Here is a 19,376-nt window from a genome sequence, read left to right on the forward strand (position 1 = left end):
GGTACGCGTCGACGCTACGCGCGGAGCGGGGGCGGCCGCAAGGGAGGGGCGGCCGCAGCCCCACGGCTGGGGCAGTGCAGCGAGCTGTACTGGTGGATCGGATCGAACCTCTCGGCGCAGCAGGCGGTCGGCACGTGGGGCACCTGGGCAGCGCACCCCCGGGCACAATGGCGGGCATGGACTCCGAGAACAGCACGGCCGCGACCGGCCGCTACGCGCACGGCCACCACGAGAGCGTGCTGCGCTCGCACCGCTGGCGCACGGCGGAGAACTCCGCGGGCTACCTCCTGCCGCACCTCGCGCCCGGCGTCTCGATCCTCGACGTGGGCTGCGGCCCGGGGACGATCACGGTCGACCTCGCCGAGCGGGTCGCCCCCGGCCGGGTCCTCGGGGTGGACGCCTCGGCCGAGGTGATCGCGCAGGCCGCGGCCCTCAGCTCCCTCGCGGAGTTCGCGGTGGCGGACGCCTACGCGCTGCCGTTCGCGGACGACTCCTTCGACGTCGTGCACGCCCACCAGGTCCTGCAGCACCTCACCCGGCCGGTTGACGCGCTGCGCGAGTGGGGCCGGGTCGGCCGCCTCGTCGCCGCCCGCGACGTCGATTACGCCGGCGTGCTGATCCACCCGTTCACCGAGGGCCTGCAGGCCTGGGCCGCTCTCTACCAGCGCGTGCACCGGGCCTCGGCCGGCGAGCCCGACGCGGGCCGGCGCCTGAAGGCGTGGGCGCGGGCCGCCGGCTTCGGGAGCGTCGAGGTCACCGCGTCGCTCTGGGTCTTCGAGAACGCGGAGGACCGCGCCTGGTGGGGCGGCATGTGGGCGGACCGCGCGGTCTCCTCCTCCTTCGCGGCCACCGCCCTCGAGCGCGGCCTCGCCACGCAGGCCGAGCTCGAGGCGATCAGCGAGGCGTGGCGCGCCTGGGCCCGCGACGAGGACGGCTGGCTCTCGATGCCGCACGGCGAGCTGCTCGCGCGCTGAGCCCGGCTGTGGAGAAGGTCAGTCCTCCGACTCGTTCGTCGAATCCCGGTGCGCGCCGAGTCGATCGATCTCGATCGCGACCGCGCCGTTCCAGCTCTCGATCTCCAGCCAGAGCGCGGCGACCTCGCGCACGTCCTCGTCGAGATCCTCGAGCGAGCGGGACTGGCCCGTCGCGACGATCTCCGCCCCGGTGGGGCCGGGGCTCGTCAGCGCGGGGAGGGTGAACACCCACCAGCGGCCCTCGCGGTGTGCGCGGGCCGCGATCGTCTCCTCGGTCATGCCGGTCGTCCTCCTCGTTCTCGTCACGACAGACGAGCCGATCACGCGAGGAGGAGGTACCCGCTTCCGTGGCGCGGGACGTCGGTCCTCCCGTGCTGACCCCGGTGTGACGGTCGTTGCGCTCGCGGCGGACAGCGCTGCGGAGCGGAGCGGTGATCCGGTTCAGTGGGGGCATGCGCAGAGTCCTGATCCTGGGTGGCAGCGGGTGGCTGGGGCGCCGACTCGCGGAGCGGGCGATCGAGGCGGGGGACGAGGTCACCTGCGTGGCCCGCGGTGAGGCGGGAGCGGTTCCCGACGGCGCGCGTCACCTCCGCGTCGACCGGCGCGACCCGGGCGCCCACGACCGACTGCTCGGCGAGTGGGACGAGGTCGTCGAGCTCGCTCACGGGCCCGAGCTCGTCGGCCCCGCCCTCGAACGCCTCGCCGCGGCGGCCGCGCACTGGACGCTCGTCTCCTCCGTCTCCGTCTACGCCGATGTCGAGCAGCCCGACGCCGACGAGACGGCCGCCCTGGTCGAGCCGGTCGACCCCGGGCAGTACGCCGACGCGAAGGTCCTGGCCGAGCGCGCCGCCGCCGCCGCCCTCCGTGACCGCCTGCTGATCGCGCGTACCGGGCTGGTCGCCGGTCCTGGCGACCCGAGCGACAGGCTGGGCTACTGGCCGGCCCGCTTCGCCCGCGGCGGCACGGTCCTGGCTCCCGAGACCGACGGCCGGTTCGCGCAGGCGATCGACGTCGACGATCTCGCCGACTGGCTGCACGCGGCGGGCTCGGCGGGAGTGACCGGAGCGGTCGACGCGGTCGGGTCGGCAGCGCCCCTCGGCGACCTCCTCGCCGCCGCCGCCGAGCTCGCCGCCTTCCGCGGCGACGTCGTGCACGCCGGCGATGAGACCCTGCTCGCGCACGGCGTCGGCTACTGGGCCGGCCCGCGGTCGCTCCCGCTGTGGCTGCCCGCCGAGGCGGTCGGCTTGAGCCGGCGCAGCACCGCCTCGTACCTCCGCGCCGGCGGCCGCCACCGCGCGCCGGAGGAGACGCTGCGCCGCGTCCTCGACGACGAGCGCGCCCGCGGAGTGGACCGGCCCCGCCGGTCCGGCCTGGAGCCTCGGGATGAGCGGAACATCCTCGACGCACGGCGCTGAGCGGCGCCCTCGGCGAGCCCGTCCACTCGCCGCCGCACAACATCAGCTGAGACGGGTGGGCCTCGCCCCACAGAGGAGACCTCCCCTTCTCAGCTGATGTTGTGCGCGGACCCCACCCACCGCGACTCCGTTCGCCGACACCCGTCGGCGAGATCCAGCGGATTCGTGCCGATCGGGCGCTGCGAGCGCCTTCTGTTACGGCGAGCGTCGGCCGCCGTCGCGCCCGCCCGGTGCACCGCGCCATCATCATCAGCACACCGACGCGGACGCCGCCACCGAGCACCCCGCGCCCCCTCTCCCACCCCGCACCGGGCGCCCTCCGGCGCGCCCGCGCACCCTCCCGGAAGGACCGACGCCATGATCCGCCTCGAGCAGCTCACCAAGGTCTACGGGCAGGGCGCCGACGCCGTGACCGTGCTCGACCGCCTCGACTTCTCGGTCGGCACCGGCGAGATCTTCGCCGTCGTCGGCCCGAGCGGCGCCGGCAAGAGCACCCTCGCCGCCTGCGTGAATCTGCTCGAGCGCCCCACCTCCGGCTCCGTCGTCGTCAACGGCGACGCGCTCTCGCAGCTGTCCGAGGCGGAGCTGCGGGTCGCCCGCCGCCGCATCGGCACCGTGTTCCAGTCCGACGGGCTGTTCAGCCGCCGCACCGCCGCGCAGAACGTCGCCCTCCCGCTCGAGTACCTCGGCGTCACCGCGGCCGAGACCGCGCGACGCGTCGCGGAGCTGCTCGACCGCGTCGGCCTCGCCGACCGCGCCCGCGCCTACCCGCACCAGCTCTCCGGCGGCCAGCGCCAGCGGGTCGGCATCGCGCGCGCCCTCGCGTTGCGCCCCTCCGTCCTGCTCTCGGACGAGGCGACCTCGGGACTCGATCCCGCCTCGACCACCGCGATCACCACGCTCCTGAAGGAGCTGCGCGACGACCTCGGCCTGTCGATCCTCTTCATCACCCACGAGATGGAGACGGTCCGCCAGGTCGCCGACTCGGTCGCGCGCCTCGACCACGGCCGCATCGTGGAGTCGGGCCGCCTCGTCGACCTGCTGCGCGACGCGTCCTCGCCGCTCGGCCTCGCGCTCAACCCGGTGCGCCCCTCGGTGCTGCCGGGCGCCGGACTGGGTGAGTGGGTCGTCGGCTACGCCCGCGACGGAGTGCCGGCCGACTGGGTCACGCGCCTCGCCGCCGCGGTCGGTCCGGTCGCCCTGCTCGGCGCGGCGATCGAGACGATCGACGGCCGGGCGGTCGGGCACGCGACGATCGGACTCGGGCCGGTGGAGGAGAGCCGGCTCGCCCACGCCGCCGACGCTCTCGGGCTGTCGGTCCGGCGAGGCGCGGTCCGGTCGGACGCGCTCGTCGAGGAGACGGCAGCATGAGCGCTGTGCTGACCGTCGGCGCCCTGCGCGCCGACGCTGTGCTGACCCTCGGCTCCCTGCGCGCCGACGCTGTGCTGACCATCGGCTCCCTGCGCGCCGACGCTGTGCTGTCCATCGGCGCCCTGCGCGCCGACAACAAAGTCCCGCTCGCCGACATCCCCGCGCTCGTGCTGCCCGCGCTCGGCGAGACGCTGATCATGGTCGGCATCGTGATGCTGATCGTCGTGCTCGTCGGCGTCCCGCTCGGTGCCGCCGTGCACAACCTCGCCCCCGGCGGCCTGTTCGAGAACCGGGCCGCGCACCAGAGCCTCAGCTGGATCATCAGCGTCGGCCGGTCGCTGCCGTTCCTCATCCTGATGGCGTCGATCATGCCGTTCACCCGGCTGATCACCGGCACCAACATCGGCATCGCGGCCGCCGTCGTGCCGATGTCGATCGCCGGCATCGCCTTCTTCACCCGCATCGTCGAGAACGCGCTGCGCAGCGTGCCGCTCGCGCTGACCCGGGTGGCCCGCGCCTCCGGAGCGTCGCGGCTGCAGGTCATCCGCTCGGCGCAGCTCAGCGAGGCGGTGCCGCAGATCCTCGGCGGCCTCACCATCAACACCATCGCGATGATCGAGTACTCCGCCATCGCCGGCACGATCGGCGCCGGCGGCATCGGCTACGTCGCCGTCACCTACGGCTATCAGCGCTTCGACACCACCGTGATGCTCGCGACGATCGTCATCCTCGTCGCGACCGTCGCCGTCGTGCAGCTCACCGGCGACGCCCTGGTCCGCGCGACCACGCCGAGCGCCTCGCGCTCGCGGCGAGCGCCACGCGCCGCCGCCGCCGTCTAGCCGCCGCTCCCCCTGATCCCGCCCCGGGCCCTCCGCCCGGGCGTCCCTCCCGCGTGCCGCCGTCCGGCCGCCACCGCTCGAAAGGCACTGACATGACCACTGCGAACTCCGGCCCCGAGGACCTCGGCTTCGAACTCAAGAAGAAGCGCCGCTGGCCCTGGATCGCCGGCGCGGCCGTCGTCGTGGTCGGCGTCGGCGCGTTCGTCGCCGTCCCGCTCCTCTCCCCCGCCGTCTCCGCGAACGAGCAGGAGGGCGCGACCCTCTACGTCGCGACCGCCGAGGGCAACGCCTCCGAGCAGGCCCTCGTCGACTTCGTGGCGGAGGAGGTGGCGCCGCGCTACGGCATCACCGTCGCCTTCAAGGGCCTCTCGGACAGCAACACGATCAACCGCGCCGTGAGCGAGGGCGAGGTCGCCGCGACCGTCTACCAGCACAAGCTCTGGCTCGGCCAGGTGCTCGAGGCCAACCCCGACTTCGAGGAGGAGGCGGCGACGCCCGTCTTCCGCTGGGGCTTCGGGCTTTGGAGCGACAAGTACGGCGACGTCTCCGAGATCCCCGACGGCGGCACGATCTCGCTCTACTCCGACCCGGCGAACGAGGCCCAGGGCCTCTGGCTGCTGCAGTCGGCCGGCCTGATCACGCTGAAGGAGGGGACGGAGCCCGGCACCGCGACGCAGGACGACATCGCCTCGAACCCGAAGAACCTGCAGTTCACGCTGCTCGACTTCGCCGCCCAGTCCCGCGCGCTGCCCGACCTCGACGCGGCCGTCGGCTACACCGAGTACTACCTCGCCGCCGGCATCCCGATCGAGCAGCAGATCTTCGCGCCGCAGGCCCCCGACGACTTCGCCGGCCAGCTGACCATCGGCTCGAAGTACAAAGACACCGCCAACATCGAGAAGCTCGTCGCGGCCTTCCAGGACCCGGCCGTGCAGGAGTTCCTCGCCACCGACGAGACGGTGAAGGGCATCCTGCTGCCGATCGAGGGCTGAGCGCGCCGGCGCGGGCGCGACTCCGCGCACAACGTCAGCTGCAAGCCGGTCTCCTCCGCGATCAGCGATGAGACCGGCTCTCCGCCGACGTTCCGCGCGAGCGCGCCGCGCCGCCCCGGCTCTCCCCCGCACCTCCGGCACGCGGAACCACCTCCGGCACGCCGAAAACCGCGGATCCCACGAGTCCGAGCACATTCCGCGAGCCGAACGTCACCCCGACACTCGTGCCCGCACCTCCGGCACGCAGAATGAGCTCCGGCACGCCGAAACTCGCGGATCCCACGAGCCCGAGCACGTTCCGCGAGCCGAACGTCGACCCGACGGCCCGGAGCGCACCTCCGGCACGCAGAAGCACCTCCGGCACGCAGGAACCCGCGGATCCCGCGAGCCGGAGCACGTTCCACGAGCCGAACGTCCACCCGACGGCCCGGAGCGCACCTCCGGCACGCAGAACCACCTCCGGCACGCAGGAACCCGCGGATCCCGCGAGCCGGAGCACGTTCCACGAGCCGAACGTCCACCCGACGGCCCGGAGCGCACCTCCGGCACGCAGAACCACCTCCGGCACGCAGGAACCCGCCGATCCCACGAGCCCGAGCACGTTCCGCGAGCCGAACGTCTACCCGACGCCCGCGCGCCCACCTCCGGCACGCAGAACCACCTCCGGCACGCCGGAACCCGCCGATCCCGCGAGCCCGAGCACATTCCGCGAGCCCGAGGTCACCCGACCCGCGCGGCGGCGCGCCGGATCCGGGGCCCGTGGGAACACGGAGGCCGCCGCGCGCGTTGCCTCCTGCATGACCGTTCCCCTCTCAATCCTCGACCTCGCCCCCATCGCACCCGGAGAGACCGCGCGCGACAGCTTCGCCGCCTCCGTCGCTCTGGCGCAGCAGGCCGAGCGGAGCGGGTACCGCCGGGTCTGGTACGCCGAGCACCACAACATGGCGTCGATCGCGTCGAGCGCCACGTCCGTGCTGATCGCGCACGTCGCCTCGCAGACGTCGACCATCCGCCTCGGCTCCGGCGGCGTGATGCTGCCCAACCACTCCCCGCTGACCATCGCGGAGCAGTTCGGCACCCTCGAGACCCTGCACCCGGGCCGCATCGACCTCGGCCTCGGCCGCGCCCCCGGCAGCGACCAGGCCACCTTCCGCGCCCTGCGCCGCGAGCACGACTCGTCCGAGCGCTTCCCGCAGGACGTCCTCGAGTTGCAGGCGTTCCTCGCCGGCGAGTCCCGCATCGCCGGCGTCAGCGCGACGCCCGGAGCCGGCACCCGCGTCCCCCTCTACATCCTCGGCTCGTCGCTCTTCGGCGCGCAGCTGGCCGCCGCCCTCGGCCTGCCCTACGCCTTCGCCTCGCACTTCGCGCCCGACGCGCTGCACCAGGCCGTCGCCGAGTACCGCCGCGGCTTCCGCCCCTCGGAGCAGCTCGACGCGCCCTACGTCATCGCCGGCGTGAACGCCATCGCCGCCGACAGTGAGGAGGACGCCCAGGAGCAGTTCGCGCAGATGAAGCGCGCCCGCCTGATGATGCTGCTGCGCCAGAGCGGCCAGATCCCGGTCGACCAGCAGTTCTCCGAGGAGGAGCTCGACCACCTGCTGACCGCTCCGGTCGGCGCGCACGTCGCGAGCATGACCCACTACACCGGCGTCGGCACGGGCGAGCAGGTCGCGGACTACGTGGCCGAGTTCGCGCGCACGGCGGACGCGGACGAGGTCATCGTCGCGCACGCGTCGCTCGCCACGCCGGCCCGCCTCCGCTCGGTCGCGCTGCTGGCGGAGGCGCACTCGCTCGTCGCCGCGTAGGCTCCCGCGGACCCGTTCGATCTGCAGGCGATCCGGCGCGCTTCCGGCTCGAAGGCCACTCGACGCACGCCCTGAGCGCGACATCACCTGCACAACGAACCGGAGCCGCCGGGCGAAACGGCGCCAGGCGGAATGGCGGCGCCCCGGCCGCGGTTGCACGGGGAGGCTCCGACAGGCCCGAGGGAGGCACCCGTGCAGATCGTGGACTGGCTGTTCGACGCGCAGATCGTGATCGGCGACCAGACGGTGCTCTGGCGCGAGGTGATCGGCAACGTCTTCGGCCTGCTCAGCGCCCTCGGCGGCATGCGGCGCAAGGTCTGGGCGTGGCCCGTGGGCCTCGTCGGCAATGCGCTGCTCTTCACCGTGTTCATGGGCGCGCTGTTCGACACTCCGAACCCGGTGAACCTGCTCGGCCAGGCCGGCCGCCAGGTGATGTTCATCATCGTGAGCATCTACGGCTGGTACCGCTGGACGCACCGCCCGAGCGACGCGACGACGCTGATCTCGCCGCGCTGGGCGTCCTGGCGCACCCGCGGACTGCTGGTGCTCGGCATGGTCGGCGGCACCGCGATCCTCACCCCGGTGTTCCGAGCGCTCGGCTCCTACGAGCCGGTGTGGAGCGACGCCTGGATCTTCGTCGGCTCGCTGCTCGCCACCTACGGCATGGCCAAGGGCTGGGTCGAGTTCTGGCTGATCTGGGTCGCCGTCGACATCGTCGGCGTCCCGCTGCTCTTCTCGGCCGGCTACTACGCCTCCGGCCTGATGTACGTCTTCTACGGCGCGTTCACCCTGCTCGGCTTCTTCGTCTGGATGAAGGAGGGGCGCCGCCCGTCGGCCGCCCCGGTCACCGTCGGCTGAGCGCCGCCGCGCCGCGCCGATCCGTCAGGAACGGTCGCCCGAATCGCGCGGACACCGCCGTTCTTGACGGATCGATGGCGCCTGACGTCGCGCATCCGGTATCGAGGGAGTTGGATCGGGAGATGAGGACCACGATGACTCCCCGGACCGCGTTCGTGCTCGCCTCGCTCTGGGCGGCCCTCGCCGCCTGGGGCGCCGCGATCGGCAGCACCGCTTTCCTCGTCGGCGGCCTCGCCATGGCTGCCGCCTTCGCCGCGCTCGGCGTCGTGCTCCGCCGCCGGACACGCCGCTGAGCGCGGAAGCACATGCTGGTCGAGTAGCCGCGGAACGCGGCGTATCGAGACCCACCGTCGTCAGCAGGACAGGTCTGCAGGCTCACCTTCTGACGGCGTCGGATCTCGATACGCCCGCTCCGCGGGCTACTCGATCAACATGAGAGGCCGCTCGATCAGCAGGCGAGCGCGCACCCGCACCCCATGCATGCTGGTCGGGTAGCCGCGGGACGCGGCGTATCGAGACCCACGCCGTTCGGAGGGTGGATCTCGATAGGCCCGCTCCGCGGGCTCCTCGATCAGCGTGAGGGCGCCCGCTCCGCCGCCAGCCGTGAGCGCCGCGTCAGTGCCCGCGCGCGATCCACGCCTCGCGGTCCGGCTTCTCCGTGCCGATGGTGGTCGTGGGGCCGTGACCCGTGCGGACGACCGTGTCGTCCGGCAGCGTCAGCAGGCGGCCGGTGATCGACTCGATGATCGTCGGGAACGAGCTGTAGGAGCGGCCGGTCGCGCCGGGTCCGCCCTGGAAGAGAGTGTCGCCGGTGAAGACGGTGCCCAGCTCGGCCGCGACGAAGCAGACGGCGCCCGGCGTGTGGCCGGGGGTGTGCCGCACCTCGAGGTCGAGGCCGGCGACGGTGATCACCTGGCCGTCCTCGAGGGTGCCGCTCGGCGCGGAGTCGGGGTAGTAGGCGTCCCAGAGCACGCGGTCGGCCTCGTGCAGCAGCACCGGGACGTCGACGGCGGCCAGGAGTGCGGTGACCGCGTCGATGTGGTCGGTGTGCGCGTGCGTGAGCAGGACCGCGCGCAGCGTGCGGTCGCCGACGGCCGCGAGGATCGCCTCCGCGTCGTGCGGCGCGTCGATGACGACGCACTCGGAGTCGTCGCCGACGATCCAGACGTTGTTGTCCACGTCCCAGGTGCCGCCGTCGAGGGCGAAGGTGCCGCTGGTGACGAGGTGGTCGATGCGGGCGCCCATCAGAGCACCACCACCGAGCGGAGCACGTCGCCGCCGGCCATCGTGGCGAACGCCTGCTCGATGTCGCGGATGCCGATCCGCTCGGTCACGAACTCGTCGAGCGGCAGACGGCCCTGGAGATACAGGTCGGTGAGCATCGGGAAGTCGCGCTCGGGCAGGCAGTCGCCGTACCAGCTCGACTTGAGCGAGCCGCCGCGGCCGAAGACGTCGAGCAGCGGGATCTCGAGCGTCATCTCGGGCGTCGGCACGCCGACGAGCACGACGGTGCCGGCCAGGTCGCGGGCGTAGAACGCCTGGCGCCAGGTCTCGGGGCGGCCGACCGCGTCGATCACGACGTCGGCGCCGAAGCCGTCGGTCAGCGCCTGCACGGCGGCGACCACGCCGGCCTCGTCGAGGCCGCTCGAGTCGATGACGTGGGTGGCGCCGAGCTCCTCGGCCTTGACGAGCTTCTTCGGGTCGCGGTCGATCGCGATGATCGTGCTCGCGCCGGCCAGCTTCGCGCCGACGACGGCCGCGGTGCCGACTCCGCCGCAGCCGATCACGGCCACGGAGTCGCCGCGGGTGACGGTGCCGGTGTTCATCGCGGCGCCGAGGCCCGCCATGATGCCGCAGCCGAGCAGGCCGACGGCGGCGGGGTCGGCGGCCGGGTCGACCTTCGTGCACTGCTTGGCGTGCACGAGCGTCTTCTCGGCGAAGGCGCCGATGCCCAGCGCCGGGCTGAGCTCGGTGCCGTCGGTGAGGGTCATCCTCTGGGTCGCGTTGAAGGTGTTGAAGCAGTACCAGGGCTCGGCGCGGACGCAGGCGCGGCACTCGCCGCAGACGGCGCGCCAGTTGAGCACGACGAAGTCGCCGACCTCGACGTGGGTGACGCCCTCGCCGATCGCGCTGACCCGGCCCGCGGCCTCGTGGCCGAGCAGGAACGGGAAGTCGTCGCTGATCCCGCCCTCGCGGTAGTGGTAGTCGGTGTGGCAGACACCGCAGGTCTCGATGTCGACGACGGCCTCGCCGGGCCCGGGATCGGGGACGACGATGTCGACGAGCTCGACGGGAGCCCCCTTCGACCGGGCGATGACGCCGCTCACAGTGGTGGGCATGGGGGCTCCTTCGGGCGGGGGCGGGTGGTGCGGGGAACCGTTCCACAGTACCGAGCGGCGCCTGCGCAGGGGCCGTCGTCGGGGCGCGGGCGGACGCGCGGACCCGCTACCGGCATCCCCTCTCCGAAAGTCGTCGTACTCGACCGCCGAGTACGACAACTCCTGCGCAGTGGATCGCGCAGATATCATTAGTAATCAATGTAAGGGTTGACGAGGCCGCGCTGAGGGCTCAGGGTGTCCCTGCGGGCGCTCACCGACGAGGGTCCGCGGAGAGGACCACCATGGCTCGACGACGAGTCCGCACCCGCCGCATCCTCCTGGCCGCCGCCCTCGGGGCCGCCCTGCTCGCTCCACTGGTCGCCCCGTCGCCGGACGCGGCGCAGGCGTTCCCGGCGAAGTCGAAGACCGCCGTCCTGCAGTACCTGCAGTCGATCACCGGGACGAGCATCGTCTCGGGCCAGCACAACAAGGAGCCGGCGAGCGCCCCCGCGCAGTACACGCAGCAGGTGAAGGACATCACCGGGCAGTACCCGGGCCTCTGGGGCGGCGACCTGTTCTTCACCGCCGCCGACGCCGCGAACCGGCAGCGCGTCGTCGACCAGGCGAAGACGGAGTGGGCCAACGGCTCGCTCGTCACCCTCGCCTGGCACGCCTGCCCGCCGACCGGGCCGAGCACCTGCGCGTTCGACGGCGGCGTGAAGAGCAGCATCACGGATGCGCAGTTCCAGCAGATCGTCACCGGCGGCACGGCGCTCAACACCACCTGGAAGCAGCGGATGGCCGAGGTCGTGCCGTACCTCCGGCAGCTGAAGGACGCGGGCGTGCCCGTGCTGTTCCGGCCGTTCCACGAGATGAACGAGACCTGGAACTGGTGGGGCGGCCGCCCCGGAGCGAACGGCGGCGCGAAGATCTACCAGCAGATGCGCGACTACTTCGACGCCCAGGGCCTGACCAACCTGATCTGGGTCTGGAACGTGCAGGACAACCCCGCGGGCGGCTGGGCGGGCTACTACCCGGGTGCGAACTACGCCGACGTCGTCTCGTTGGACGTCTGGTACAAGGGCTTCCCGAGCTCCGGCGACTACCAGCAGCTGCAGTCGATCGCCGGCTCGAAGCCGATCGCGATCGCCGAGATGGGGAAGGTGCCGGACGCGTCGCTGCTGCAGAGCCAGACCCGCTGGTCGTACTTCATGATCTGGTCGGAGCAGCTGCGCGGCAGCAACACGAACGCCGCCATCCAGAGCGCGTACTTCCACCCCCGCGTCCTCAACCAGGGCGAGCTGACGCTCCCCTGACCCGCGGGCGCATCGATCCGTCACGAACGGCTGCCTCCTGCGCGGAGAGGGAGCCGTTCGTGACGGATCGCCGGCGTCCGGGCCGGGAGTAGGGTCCTGCGCATGAGTGCTGCGGACGAGAGCGGGCCGTTCTTCCACGGGACGAAGGCGGACCTGCCGGTCGGTGACCTGCTGGTGGCGGGGCGGCGCTCGAACTACCGGCCCGAGATCGTGATGAACCACGTGTACTTCACGGCGCTGCCGGACGGGGCGGGGCTCGCGGCCGAGCTCGCGCCCGGGGAGGCGGAGCCGCGGGTCTACGAGGTGGAGCCGACCGGGCCGTTCGAGGACGACCCGAACGTGACGGACAAGAAGTTCCCGGGGAACCCGACGCGCTCGTACCGGAGCGTCGAGGCGCTCCGCGTCGTCCGCGAGGTGCACGACTGGACGCGGCTGAGTCCGGAGGCGCTGCGGGCGTGGCGCACGCGCCTCGCCGAGCTCCGCGACGACCCGCGCGGCGAGATCCTGAACTGAGCGGCGAGTGCTCCGCGGTCGCCAGGAACCGCGGCGCGGGCCGACCGATCGGGCGGGCATTCATGCTGGTCGAGTAGCCGGCCGGAGGCCGGCGTATCGAGACCCACCCCCGTCAGCACGCGGGGTGTGCAGACCGTCCTTCTGACGACGGTGGATCTCGATACGCCCGCTCCGCGGGCTACTCGATCAGCAAGGGAGGGGGGCGGCGGGCTCGGACGACGCCAGGCCCGGCAGGTGCACCAGGGCGGCCGCGCCGATCAGCGGGCCGCTGCCGCCGAGGCCGGAGGGGCGGATCGCGAGGCCGCGGGCGTAGTCGAAGACCGCGCGCTCGCAGGCCGCCTCGCGGACGAGGTCGAGGTACGAGGCCGTCACTCCCGAGAAGCCGCCGCCGACGGCGAAGTCGCGGACGTCGAGCAGCGTCGCAACGTCGGCGATCGCCGTGCCGACGGCCGCGGCCGAGCGCGCCACCGCGGCGAGCGCCACCGGGTCGCCGGCCGCGGCCGCCCGCGCCAGGTCCTCGCCGGTCGTGCCCGCGAAGCCGCGGCGCCGCGCCCAGGCGACGCTGCTCGGTCCGGAGGCGATGCTCTCCAGCGTCCCGTCGCTCCTCTCCTCCGGGTCCGCGTCGCCGACGTGGATCTGCCCGATGTGCCCGGCGTTGCCGGAGCGCCCCGCGACCGCGCGGCCGTCGAGCACGACACCGCCGCCGACCCCCGTCGAGACCACCAGGCTCACCGAGGAGTCGGCGCCGCGGTTGGCGCCGACCCAGTGCTCGGCGAGCGCGATGCAGGTGCCGTCGAGCCGCAGGGCGACCGGCCGGCCGGGCAGCAGCCGCTCGACGACCGCGCGCAGAGCGAACCCGTGCAGCAGCGGCAGGTTCTTCGGCCGGATGCGCCCCTCGGCGAGGTCGAGCGGGCCCGCGGAGCCGATGCCCGCACCGATCACCTCGCGCCCCGATGCGGCCGCGAGAGACTCCCCGATGCACGCGGCGACCGCCGCCGCGAAGCCCGGAGGCGTCAGCGCCGGCCCGGTCGGCCGCCGGCTCCGCGACTCCGGGACGAGCGCACCGTCGGCGTGCACGAGCGCGGACTCGATCTTGGTGCCGCCGACGTCGACGGCGAGCGCGAGCTGCGACCGCACGCGTCAGCCCCAGTCGGCGACGAGCTGGTTGGCGGTGCGCAGCACGCTCGGCGAGACGAGCGCCGCGTGATCGAGCCCGGCCCCGCTCACCCGGAACGTCACCGACTCCCCCGGCAGCAGCGTGACGAGCTGGTCGTCGACGACCGCCGCCGGGTCGACCTTGTCGACGAGCAGCGTCAGGTCGCGCACGAGGTTCTCCGCCGTGACGGTCACCTCCGCCCCGCCGTCGACGGCGCGCACCGAGGTGCTCAGCCGGGGCGCCTCGAGCGCCGACACCCGGTACTCGGCGAAGAACCAGAACGCGCGCTCCCCGGCGAAGTCGGCGACGAGCAGCTCGCCCGCGACATCGTCCGCGGCTCCCACCCCGATCGGGAAGGTGACGACCGAGCGCGCGTCGAGCGACACCTCCTGCCGCTCCTCCGCGAGCACCGCGCCGTCGAAGCGCAGCCGGCGCACGACCACCTCGCCCGCCCACTCCCGGGCGCTGTCGTTCACCGCGACCACCGCGAGCCCCTCGCCCCGCGGCTGCACGGTCAGCAGCCGGTCCGCGTAGACGTGCTTGAGCGCGTAGAGCAGCGGCTTCGCCGTCCCGTCGCCGTCGACCGCCGCCCACGACGTCACCGGCCAGCAGTCGTTGAGCTGCCAGACGATCGAGCCCATGCAGCGCGGGCTCTCGGAGCGCTGGTGCTCGATCGCGAGGGTCACTGCGAGCGCCTGGTTGAGCGACATCGCCCAGTGCCAGTCCTCGGTGTCGTCGGGCAGCGGGAGGTGCGCGACCAGTCCGTCGGTCAGCTTGTCGTTGCCGTCGGTCGCCTTCTGGTGGTGGATCATCCCGGGCGACTCGGGGGTCAGCGGCGAGTCCGAGATCGAGCGCTGGATGGTCGACCACGAGGCCGGGCCCTGCCAGCCGAACTCGGCGACGAAGCGGGCGTGCACGTCGCGGTAGGCGGGGTAGTCGACCCGGTTCCACAGCTCCCAGAGGTGCACGGAGCCGTGGTCGACGTCGTTCGCGAAGATCGCGGTGTCGCCCGACCAGGGGCTGCCCGGCGTGTAGGAGCGCTCGGGGTCGAGCTCGGCGACCAGGCGCGGCAGCAGGTCGAGGTAGTAGCCGAGGCCCCAGGTGCGGCCCTGGAGGCGCTTCTCCCAGCCCCACTCCTCGTAGCCCCAGATGTTCTCGTTGTTGCCGTTCCAGAGCGCGAGGCTCGGGTGCGGCATGATCCGCGTGACGTTGTCGCGGACCTCCGCCTCGACCTCGCTCCAGAGCGGCTCCTCCTCGGCGTAGGAGGCGCAGGCGAAGAGGAAGTCCTGCCAGACGAGGATCCCGCGCTCGTCGCAGAGCTCGTAGAAGTCGTCCGACTCGAAGTAGCCGCCGCCCCAGATCCGCAGCAGGTTCATGTTCGCGAACTCGGCCTGGTCCATCCGGCGGGCCAGGCGCGCGCGGTCGACGCGGGTGACGAAGGCGTCGTCGGGGATCCAGTTGGCGCCGCGGATCCAGACCGGCTCGCCGTTGACGACGAAGCGGAACGAGGTGCCCTCCTCGTCGCGGTCCAGCTGCACGTCGACAGTGCGGAAGCCGATCCGCAGCGTCCGGCCGTCGACGACCGCGTCGCCGACGCGCGCCTCGACGTCCAGCAGCGAGAGCGGCTGCTCGCCGAAGCCGCGCGGCCACCACAGGGCCGGGTCCGCCACGGCGAGCTCGAGCGTCGCCGAGCTCTCGCCGGCCGGCACGGTGACGGAGGCGGTCACGCCGTCGACGCTCGCCGTCAGCTCCACCTCGTCCTCCGTCGTCCGCTCGAGGTCGACGTGCACAGCGACGCGACCGGTCGTGCCGTCCACCGTCACGACGGGTCGGACGGCGGCGAGGCGCGCCTCGCTCCAGGCGTGCAGCGAGACCGGCTTCCACATCCCGACCGAGGCGGCGTCGAGCCCCCAGTCCCAGCCGAAGTTGCAGGCGGCCTTCCGCAGCGCGTTGAACGGGTGCGAGTAGGTGTGCGGGCGGTAGCCGATCTCGAGGCTGGCGCGGTCGGCCTCGGCGATCGGCGAGGCGAAGCGCACGACGAGCGCGTTGTCGCCCTCCACCAGCAGACCGTCGACGGCGAAGCGGTACGTGCGGTGCTGGTTGCGCGTGCTCGCGACGACGTGGCCGTTCAGCTCGATCGTCGCGACCGTGTCCAGGCCCTCGAAGACCAGCTCGTGCCGGTCGTGCCCGTCGGGCGACCAGGCGAAGACGGACGCGTACTCCCAGTCGGTCTCGCCGATCCAGGTGACCTTCTTCTCGTTCTGGTCGAGATACGGGTCCGGGATCAAGCCCGCCGCGAGGAGGTCGGTGTGCACGAGTCCGGGGACGGTCGCCGGGACCGTCGCGCCCGCGAGCTCCGCGGGAATCGGGCCGCGGAGCGCGCGCACGCTCCAGCCGTCGTGCAGGGGGCGGAGGGTGGCCGAGAGGCGCTCGGTGCTGGTGTGGGTCACTTGGTGGCTCCTGAGGTCAGTCCGTTGTAGATGAAGCGCTGGAGGAAGAGGAAGGCGATGAGCGTCGGGACGATGACGAGGATCGTGCCGGCGGCGATGACCTCCCACTGTGCTCCGAACGGGCCCATGAAGCGGAAGAGCGAGGTCGAGATGACCCCGAGATCCTGCGAGGGCATGTAGAGGAAGGGGATGTAGAACTCGTTGTAGACCGCGATCCCCTTGATGATCACGACCGTGGCGATCGCCGGCTTCAGCAGCGGCAGCACGATCCGCCAGTAGACGGTGAAGCGGCTGGCGCCGTCGAGCATCGCCGCCTCGTCGAGCGAGACCGGGATCGACTGCATGAACTGCAGGAAGATGTAGATCGCGACGATGTCGGTGCCGGTGAAGAGCAGGATCGCCGACCAGCGGGTGTTGAAGAGGTCGAGGGCGTTGATCACCTGGAAGGTCGCGACCTGCGTCGTCACCGACGGCACGAGGGTCGCGAGCAGGAACAGCCCCGTCACGAGCCGGCGGCCGCGGAAGCGGAAGCGGTCGATCGCGTAGGCCGCCATCGTCCCGATCAGGATCGTGCCCGCCACCGACACCAGCAGGATGATGCCGGTGTTGAGGAACCCGGTGACCATCCCGCCCTGCGTGAAGGCGATCGCGAAGTTCTCGAAGTTGAACCAGTTGCTCGGCGGCACGAGCGGACCGGTGCTGCGGTACTCCGTCGACGTCTTGAACGCGAGCATGAAGATCGTCACGATCGGCACCAGCGCGAACAGGCAGGCGACGATCAGCGAGGTGTACTTGCCGATCGCGCCGAGCGTCGAGCCGCGCCGCGGGCGCCGGGAGGTGCTCGGGCTGGTGGTCACGGGCAGGCCGGTGACGGCCTGGGCGCGGGGCTGCGTGGTGGTCATTCCTGGCCCGCCTTCTCGTCGGGGAACACGCGGCGCTGCACCGCGGTGATGATCAGCACGATCGCGAGCAGGACGACGGCCATCGCCGAGGCGAGGCCGACCTTCGAGTAGCGGAACGCGGTGTCCACGGTCTGGATCACGAAGGTCTCGGACCCGTTGGCGCCGCCGGTCATGATGTACGGCATCTCGAACGCCGACAGCGCGCCCGCGATGGCGAGGATGAAGGACAGCCCGAGGATCCGCCGGATGCTCGGCACGATGATGTAGCGGAACTTGTCGAAGGACGTCGCGCCGTCGATGTCCGCGGCCTCGTACTGCTCCTCCGGCACCGACTGGATCGCGCCGAGGAACAGCACGAAGTTGAGCCCCATGTAGCGCCAGACCGAGGTCGCCGCGAGCGAGACGTTGACGACCGACGGGTCGCCGAGCCACTGCGGGGTGTCCTGCACGCCGAAGGCGCCGAGCACCGCGTCGAGGGTGCCGTCGGGCCGGAAGAAGTAGAGGAACATCAGCCCGATCGCGACGCCGTTGATCAGGTAGGGGAAGAAGATGACGCCCTTGAAGAAGTTGCGGAACCGGGTCTGGAAGCTCAGCAGCGTCGCGAAGAACAGCGCGAGCCCGAGCTGCGCGACCGCGCCGGCCAGGTAGAAGAGGCTGACGAAGAAGACCTGGAAGATCTCGGGCCGGGTGAAGATCTCGACGTAGTTCTCCAGGCCGACGAACGTCTTGTCCGGGTCGAGGCCGTCCCAGTCGGTGACGCTGTACCAGAACATGTTCGCGACCGGGATGTAGGTCAGGACGACGAGGAACGCCAGCGGCACCGCGAGGAACAGCCAGGGCGTGCTGCGGCGGCCGGTCAGCCGCTGGCGGCGGCCGGAGGGCCTGGCGCCGCGACGGCTCCCGCCGGCCCGCTTGCTCGCTCCGACCTCGAGGGGCGGAGCGTCGGTGATCGCCATGTCGATCCTTTCGGCATCCCGGGGAATGCGGTCGTGAGGGGGGTGGGGAGGGGGCGACCCGCGAGTGGCGGGTCGCCCCCAGGGAACGGCTGCTACTCCGCGACGTCCGCGCGGGCCGCGGCCCAGCGCGAGTTGAGGTCGTCGAAGAGCGACTGCTTGTCGCCGTCGCCGGCCCCGCGGGCGGCGTCGATCAGCTTCTGGCGGTAGGAGTTGCCGAAGAGGTCGATCTCGGCCTCGTTGGCGATGTCGTTGATGACGGCCTCCTTGCCGACCGGGTCCGGAGCGAGCTCCAGGTAGGTCACGCCGAGCGCGTCGAAGTCGGCGAGGGTGTCGGGCGCCGGGTCCGAGATCACCGGGCTGATCGCGCCCTGGCTCGCGGCGAAGCCGGAGTCCTCGGTGAACCAGTCGATCCAGGCCCGAGCGGTCGCCTTGTTGTCGGAGTTCTTGTTGATCGCGAGGAACTTGTCCGAGGCGGTCACCGAGGTGAACGCGCCGTCCTGCGCCCACGGCATCGGCCAGAAGCCGATGGTGTCGCGCGGCTTCCCGGCCTTCTCCGCGGCGTCCTGCATCTGCGAGACGGCCCAGGAGCCGAGGACCATCGAGCCGATCTCGCCCTGGGCGAGGAGGTCCTTCGACTCCTCCCAGTTCGTGGTGGTCGGGTCGTCCTCGCTGAGGCCGGCGGCGACCGTGTCGTAGAGCAGACCGTCGATGTTGTACTGGTCGTTGCCCTCGGTCCAGGGTGCGTCGTCGGCGATCATCTCGGTGCGGACGTCCTCGCCCTGCACGGTGCCGAGGTTGCCCTCGATGGTCGCGAGCGGCCAGCCGTCCTTGTAGTTCGTGTAATAGGGAGTGACGCCGGTCGCCTTGATCGCCTCGAGGTCGGCCAGGTACTCCTCCTCCGTCTGCGGCGGGTCGGTGACACCGGCCGCGCTCCAGACGTCGCGGTTGAAGACGTAGCCCATCGCGGAGCCGAAGGTCGAGATGCCGTAGGCGGTGCCGTCGAACGAGCCCTCGTTGGTGAAGCGGTACTTCTCGGAGAGCTCGTCCGTCGAGCCGAGCGGCTCGAAGTAGTTCGCGTAGTCGTCCTTGGTGACGTTGGAGCTCGGGATGAGCAGCACGTCGCCGTAGTCCTTCGAGTTCAGGCGGATCTTGGTGTCGCCCTCGTAGTCGGTGAGCGCCTCGAACTTCACGGTGGTGCCGGGGTACTGCTCCTCGAAGGTCGAGGCGTAGTCGGCGAACGTGGTGTCGACGAGGTCGGTGCGGTTGGTCAGCACGGTGATCTCGCCGGCGGGCTCGCCGGAGTCGTTGCTCGCGCCGGCGGAGCAGCCGGACAGGACGAGCGAGGCCGACGCGGCGACGGCGGCGAGGCCGATCAGCGTGCTGCGGCGGGCGGGCGCCGGGCGGCGGGTGGTGGGTCGGTGCACAGGAGTTCTCCTCGGTGGGCCGTCGCCGCCTTCGGCGACGGGAGGTGGTGGTGGGATCGGAGGGGTGGTGCGGGGGTGGTGCCGGCT

18 protein-coding genes are annotated in these 19,376 nt (G+C 72.2%); 10 read left to right on the top strand and 8 right to left on the bottom strand.

What is annotated here, in order from left to right; all coding sequences use genetic code 11:
- The first annotated feature begins 176 nt into the window (after positions 1 to 176).
- Positions 177 to 974, top strand: a complete 798-nt coding sequence (locus GSU72_RS19295; RefSeq protein WP_159986484.1) for a methyltransferase domain-containing protein — start codon at positions 177 to 179, stop codon at positions 972 to 974.
- A gap of 18 nt (positions 975 to 992) precedes the next feature.
- On the opposite strand, the gene GSU72_RS19300 is transcribed toward GSU72_RS19295, so the two are convergent.
- Entirely contained in the window at positions 993 to 1,253 is a 261-nt protein-coding gene (locus GSU72_RS19300) for a hypothetical protein (RefSeq protein WP_159986485.1), read from the bottom strand.
- Between the two features lie 173 nt (positions 1,254 to 1,426).
- Between GSU72_RS19300 and GSU72_RS19305 the strand changes: the two genes are divergently transcribed.
- The 7 genes from GSU72_RS19305 to GSU72_RS19335 all read left to right on the top strand — a co-directional run bounded on the left by GSU72_RS19305 (position 1,427) and on the right by GSU72_RS19335 (position 8,547).
- Positions 1,427 to 2,389 carry an NAD-dependent epimerase/dehydratase family protein gene (locus GSU72_RS19305; RefSeq protein WP_159986486.1) on the top strand — a complete coding sequence of 321 codons (963 nt, stop codon included), beginning with the start codon at positions 1,427 to 1,429 and terminating at the stop codon, positions 2,387 to 2,389.
- A 357-nt stretch (positions 2,390 to 2,746) separates the two neighbouring features.
- The gene (locus tag GSU72_RS19310) at positions 2,747 to 3,760 is read left to right on the top strand and encodes an ATP-binding cassette domain-containing protein (RefSeq protein WP_159986487.1); all 1,014 of its coding nucleotides are present in this window, start codon (positions 2,747 to 2,749) and stop codon (positions 3,758 to 3,760) included.
- Positions 3,757 to 4,599 carry a methionine ABC transporter permease gene (locus GSU72_RS19315; protein WP_159986488.1) on the top strand — a complete coding sequence of 281 codons (843 nt, stop codon included), beginning with the start codon at positions 3,757 to 3,759 and terminating at the stop codon, positions 4,597 to 4,599. The genes GSU72_RS19310 and GSU72_RS19315 overlap by 4 nt, the downstream gene beginning before the upstream one ends.
- A gap of 92 nt (positions 4,600 to 4,691) precedes the next feature.
- Entirely contained in the window at positions 4,692 to 5,591 is a 900-nt protein-coding gene (locus GSU72_RS19320) for a MetQ/NlpA family ABC transporter substrate-binding protein (RefSeq protein ID WP_159986489.1), read from the top strand.
- A 797-nt stretch (positions 5,592 to 6,388) separates the two neighbouring features.
- The gene (locus GSU72_RS19325) at positions 6,389 to 7,396 is read left to right on the top strand and encodes an LLM class flavin-dependent oxidoreductase (RefSeq protein ID WP_159986490.1); all 1,008 of its coding nucleotides are present in this window, start codon (positions 6,389 to 6,391) and stop codon (positions 7,394 to 7,396) included.
- A 192-nt stretch (positions 7,397 to 7,588) separates the two neighbouring features.
- The gene (pnuC, locus tag GSU72_RS19330; RefSeq protein ID WP_159986491.1) at positions 7,589 to 8,254 is read left to right on the top strand and encodes a nicotinamide riboside transporter PnuC; all 666 of its coding nucleotides are present in this window, start codon (positions 7,589 to 7,591) and stop codon (positions 8,252 to 8,254) included.
- A gap of 134 nt (positions 8,255 to 8,388) precedes the next feature.
- On the top strand, positions 8,389 to 8,547 hold the full coding sequence (locus GSU72_RS19335) for a hypothetical protein (RefSeq protein ID WP_159986492.1): 159 nt from the start codon (positions 8,389 to 8,391) through the stop codon (positions 8,545 to 8,547).
- Between the two features lie 322 nt (positions 8,548 to 8,869).
- Here the strand turns inward: GSU72_RS19335 and GSU72_RS19340 are convergent, their stop codons facing one another.
- Both GSU72_RS19340 and GSU72_RS19345 read right to left on the bottom strand, forming a co-directional pair.
- Positions 8,870 to 9,499 (bottom strand): MBL fold metallo-hydrolase, encoded by a 630-nt coding sequence (locus GSU72_RS19340; RefSeq protein ID WP_159986493.1) that lies wholly within the window; start codon positions 9,497 to 9,499, stop codon positions 8,870 to 8,872.
- Positions 9,499 to 10,593, bottom strand: a complete 1,095-nt coding sequence (locus tag GSU72_RS19345; protein WP_159986494.1) for an S-(hydroxymethyl)mycothiol dehydrogenase — start codon at positions 10,591 to 10,593, stop codon at positions 9,499 to 9,501. The genes GSU72_RS19340 and GSU72_RS19345 overlap by 1 nt, the downstream gene beginning before the upstream one ends.
- A gap of 281 nt (positions 10,594 to 10,874) precedes the next feature.
- Between GSU72_RS19345 and GSU72_RS19350 the strand changes: the two genes are divergently transcribed.
- Positions 10,875 to 11,888 carry a glycosyl hydrolase gene (locus GSU72_RS19350; RefSeq protein ID WP_159986495.1) on the top strand — a complete coding sequence of 338 codons (1,014 nt, stop codon included), beginning with the start codon at positions 10,875 to 10,877 and terminating at the stop codon, positions 11,886 to 11,888.
- A gap of 102 nt (positions 11,889 to 11,990) precedes the next feature.
- The gene (arr, locus tag GSU72_RS19355) at positions 11,991 to 12,401 is read left to right on the top strand and encodes an NAD(+)--rifampin ADP-ribosyltransferase (RefSeq protein ID WP_159986496.1); all 411 of its coding nucleotides are present in this window, start codon (positions 11,991 to 11,993) and stop codon (positions 12,399 to 12,401) included.
- Positions 12,402 to 12,587: 186 nt separating this feature from the next.
- On the opposite strand, the gene GSU72_RS19360 is transcribed toward arr, so the two are convergent.
- From GSU72_RS19360 to GSU72_RS19380, 5 genes are all read right to left on the bottom strand, one after another.
- A complete protein-coding gene (locus GSU72_RS19360) occupies positions 12,588 to 13,538 on the bottom strand; it encodes an ROK family protein (protein WP_159986497.1) in 951 nt (316 codons plus the stop codon).
- Positions 13,539 to 13,541: 3 nt separating this feature from the next.
- Positions 13,542 to 16,007, bottom strand: a complete 2,466-nt coding sequence (locus GSU72_RS19365) for a glycoside hydrolase family 2 protein (RefSeq protein WP_159986498.1) — start codon at positions 16,005 to 16,007, stop codon at positions 13,542 to 13,544.
- Positions 16,004 to 16,909 (bottom strand): carbohydrate ABC transporter permease, encoded by a 906-nt coding sequence (locus GSU72_RS19370; RefSeq protein ID WP_159986499.1) that lies wholly within the window; start codon positions 16,907 to 16,909, stop codon positions 16,004 to 16,006. Before GSU72_RS19370 ends, GSU72_RS19365 begins: the two co-directional genes overlap by 4 nt.
- Complete coding sequence (locus GSU72_RS19375; protein WP_159986500.1) at positions 16,906 to 17,865, bottom strand: sugar ABC transporter permease; 960 nt, start codon at positions 17,863 to 17,865, stop codon at positions 16,906 to 16,908. The genes GSU72_RS19370 and GSU72_RS19375 overlap by 4 nt, the downstream gene beginning before the upstream one ends.
- Before the next feature lie 92 nt (positions 17,866 to 17,957).
- Positions 17,958 to 19,289 (bottom strand): ABC transporter substrate-binding protein, encoded by a 1,332-nt coding sequence (locus GSU72_RS19380; RefSeq protein WP_159986501.1) that lies wholly within the window; start codon positions 19,287 to 19,289, stop codon positions 17,958 to 17,960.
- Positions 19,290 to 19,376 lie beyond the last annotated feature (87 nt).

This window comes from Rathayibacter sp. VKM Ac-2760 (genome assembly GCF_009834185.1).
Lineage (GTDB): Bacteria > Actinomycetota > Actinomycetes > Actinomycetales > Microbacteriaceae > Rathayibacter.

What these genes read in the sequence shown, in the direction of transcription:
- GSU72_RS19295 (WP_159986484.1), top strand. Translation starts at nt 177, where the DNA reads ATGGACTCCGAGAACAGCACGGCCGCGACCGGCCGCTACGCGCACGGC.
- GSU72_RS19300 (WP_159986485.1), bottom strand. Translation starts at nt 1,253, where the DNA reads ATGACCGAGGAGACGATCGCGGCCCGCGCACACCGCGAGGGCCGCTGG.
- GSU72_RS19305 (WP_159986486.1), top strand. Translation starts at nt 1,427, where the DNA reads ATGCGCAGAGTCCTGATCCTGGGTGGCAGCGGGTGGCTGGGGCGCCGA.
- GSU72_RS19310 (WP_159986487.1), top strand. Translation starts at nt 2,747, where the DNA reads ATGATCCGCCTCGAGCAGCTCACCAAGGTCTACGGGCAGGGCGCCGAC.
- GSU72_RS19315 (WP_159986488.1), top strand. Translation starts at nt 3,757, where the DNA reads ATGAGCGCTGTGCTGACCGTCGGCGCCCTGCGCGCCGACGCTGTGCTG.
- GSU72_RS19320 (WP_159986489.1), top strand. Translation starts at nt 4,692, where the DNA reads ATGACCACTGCGAACTCCGGCCCCGAGGACCTCGGCTTCGAACTCAAG.
- GSU72_RS19325 (WP_159986490.1), top strand. Translation starts at nt 6,389, where the DNA reads ATGACCGTTCCCCTCTCAATCCTCGACCTCGCCCCCATCGCACCCGGA.
- GSU72_RS19335 (WP_159986492.1), top strand. Translation starts at nt 8,389, where the DNA reads ATGACTCCCCGGACCGCGTTCGTGCTCGCCTCGCTCTGGGCGGCCCTC.
- GSU72_RS19340 (WP_159986493.1), bottom strand. Translation starts at nt 9,499, where the DNA reads ATGGGCGCCCGCATCGACCACCTCGTCACCAGCGGCACCTTCGCCCTC.
- GSU72_RS19345 (WP_159986494.1), bottom strand. Translation starts at nt 10,593, where the DNA reads ATGCCCACCACTGTGAGCGGCGTCATCGCCCGGTCGAAGGGGGCTCCC.
- GSU72_RS19350 (WP_159986495.1), top strand. Translation starts at nt 10,875, where the DNA reads ATGGCTCGACGACGAGTCCGCACCCGCCGCATCCTCCTGGCCGCCGCC.
- arr (WP_159986496.1), top strand. Translation starts at nt 11,991, where the DNA reads ATGAGTGCTGCGGACGAGAGCGGGCCGTTCTTCCACGGGACGAAGGCG.
- GSU72_RS19370 (WP_159986499.1), bottom strand. Translation starts at nt 16,909, where the DNA reads ATGACCACCACGCAGCCCCGCGCCCAGGCCGTCACCGGCCTGCCCGTG.
- GSU72_RS19375 (WP_159986500.1), bottom strand. Translation starts at nt 17,865, where the DNA reads ATGGCGATCACCGACGCTCCGCCCCTCGAGGTCGGAGCGAGCAAGCGG.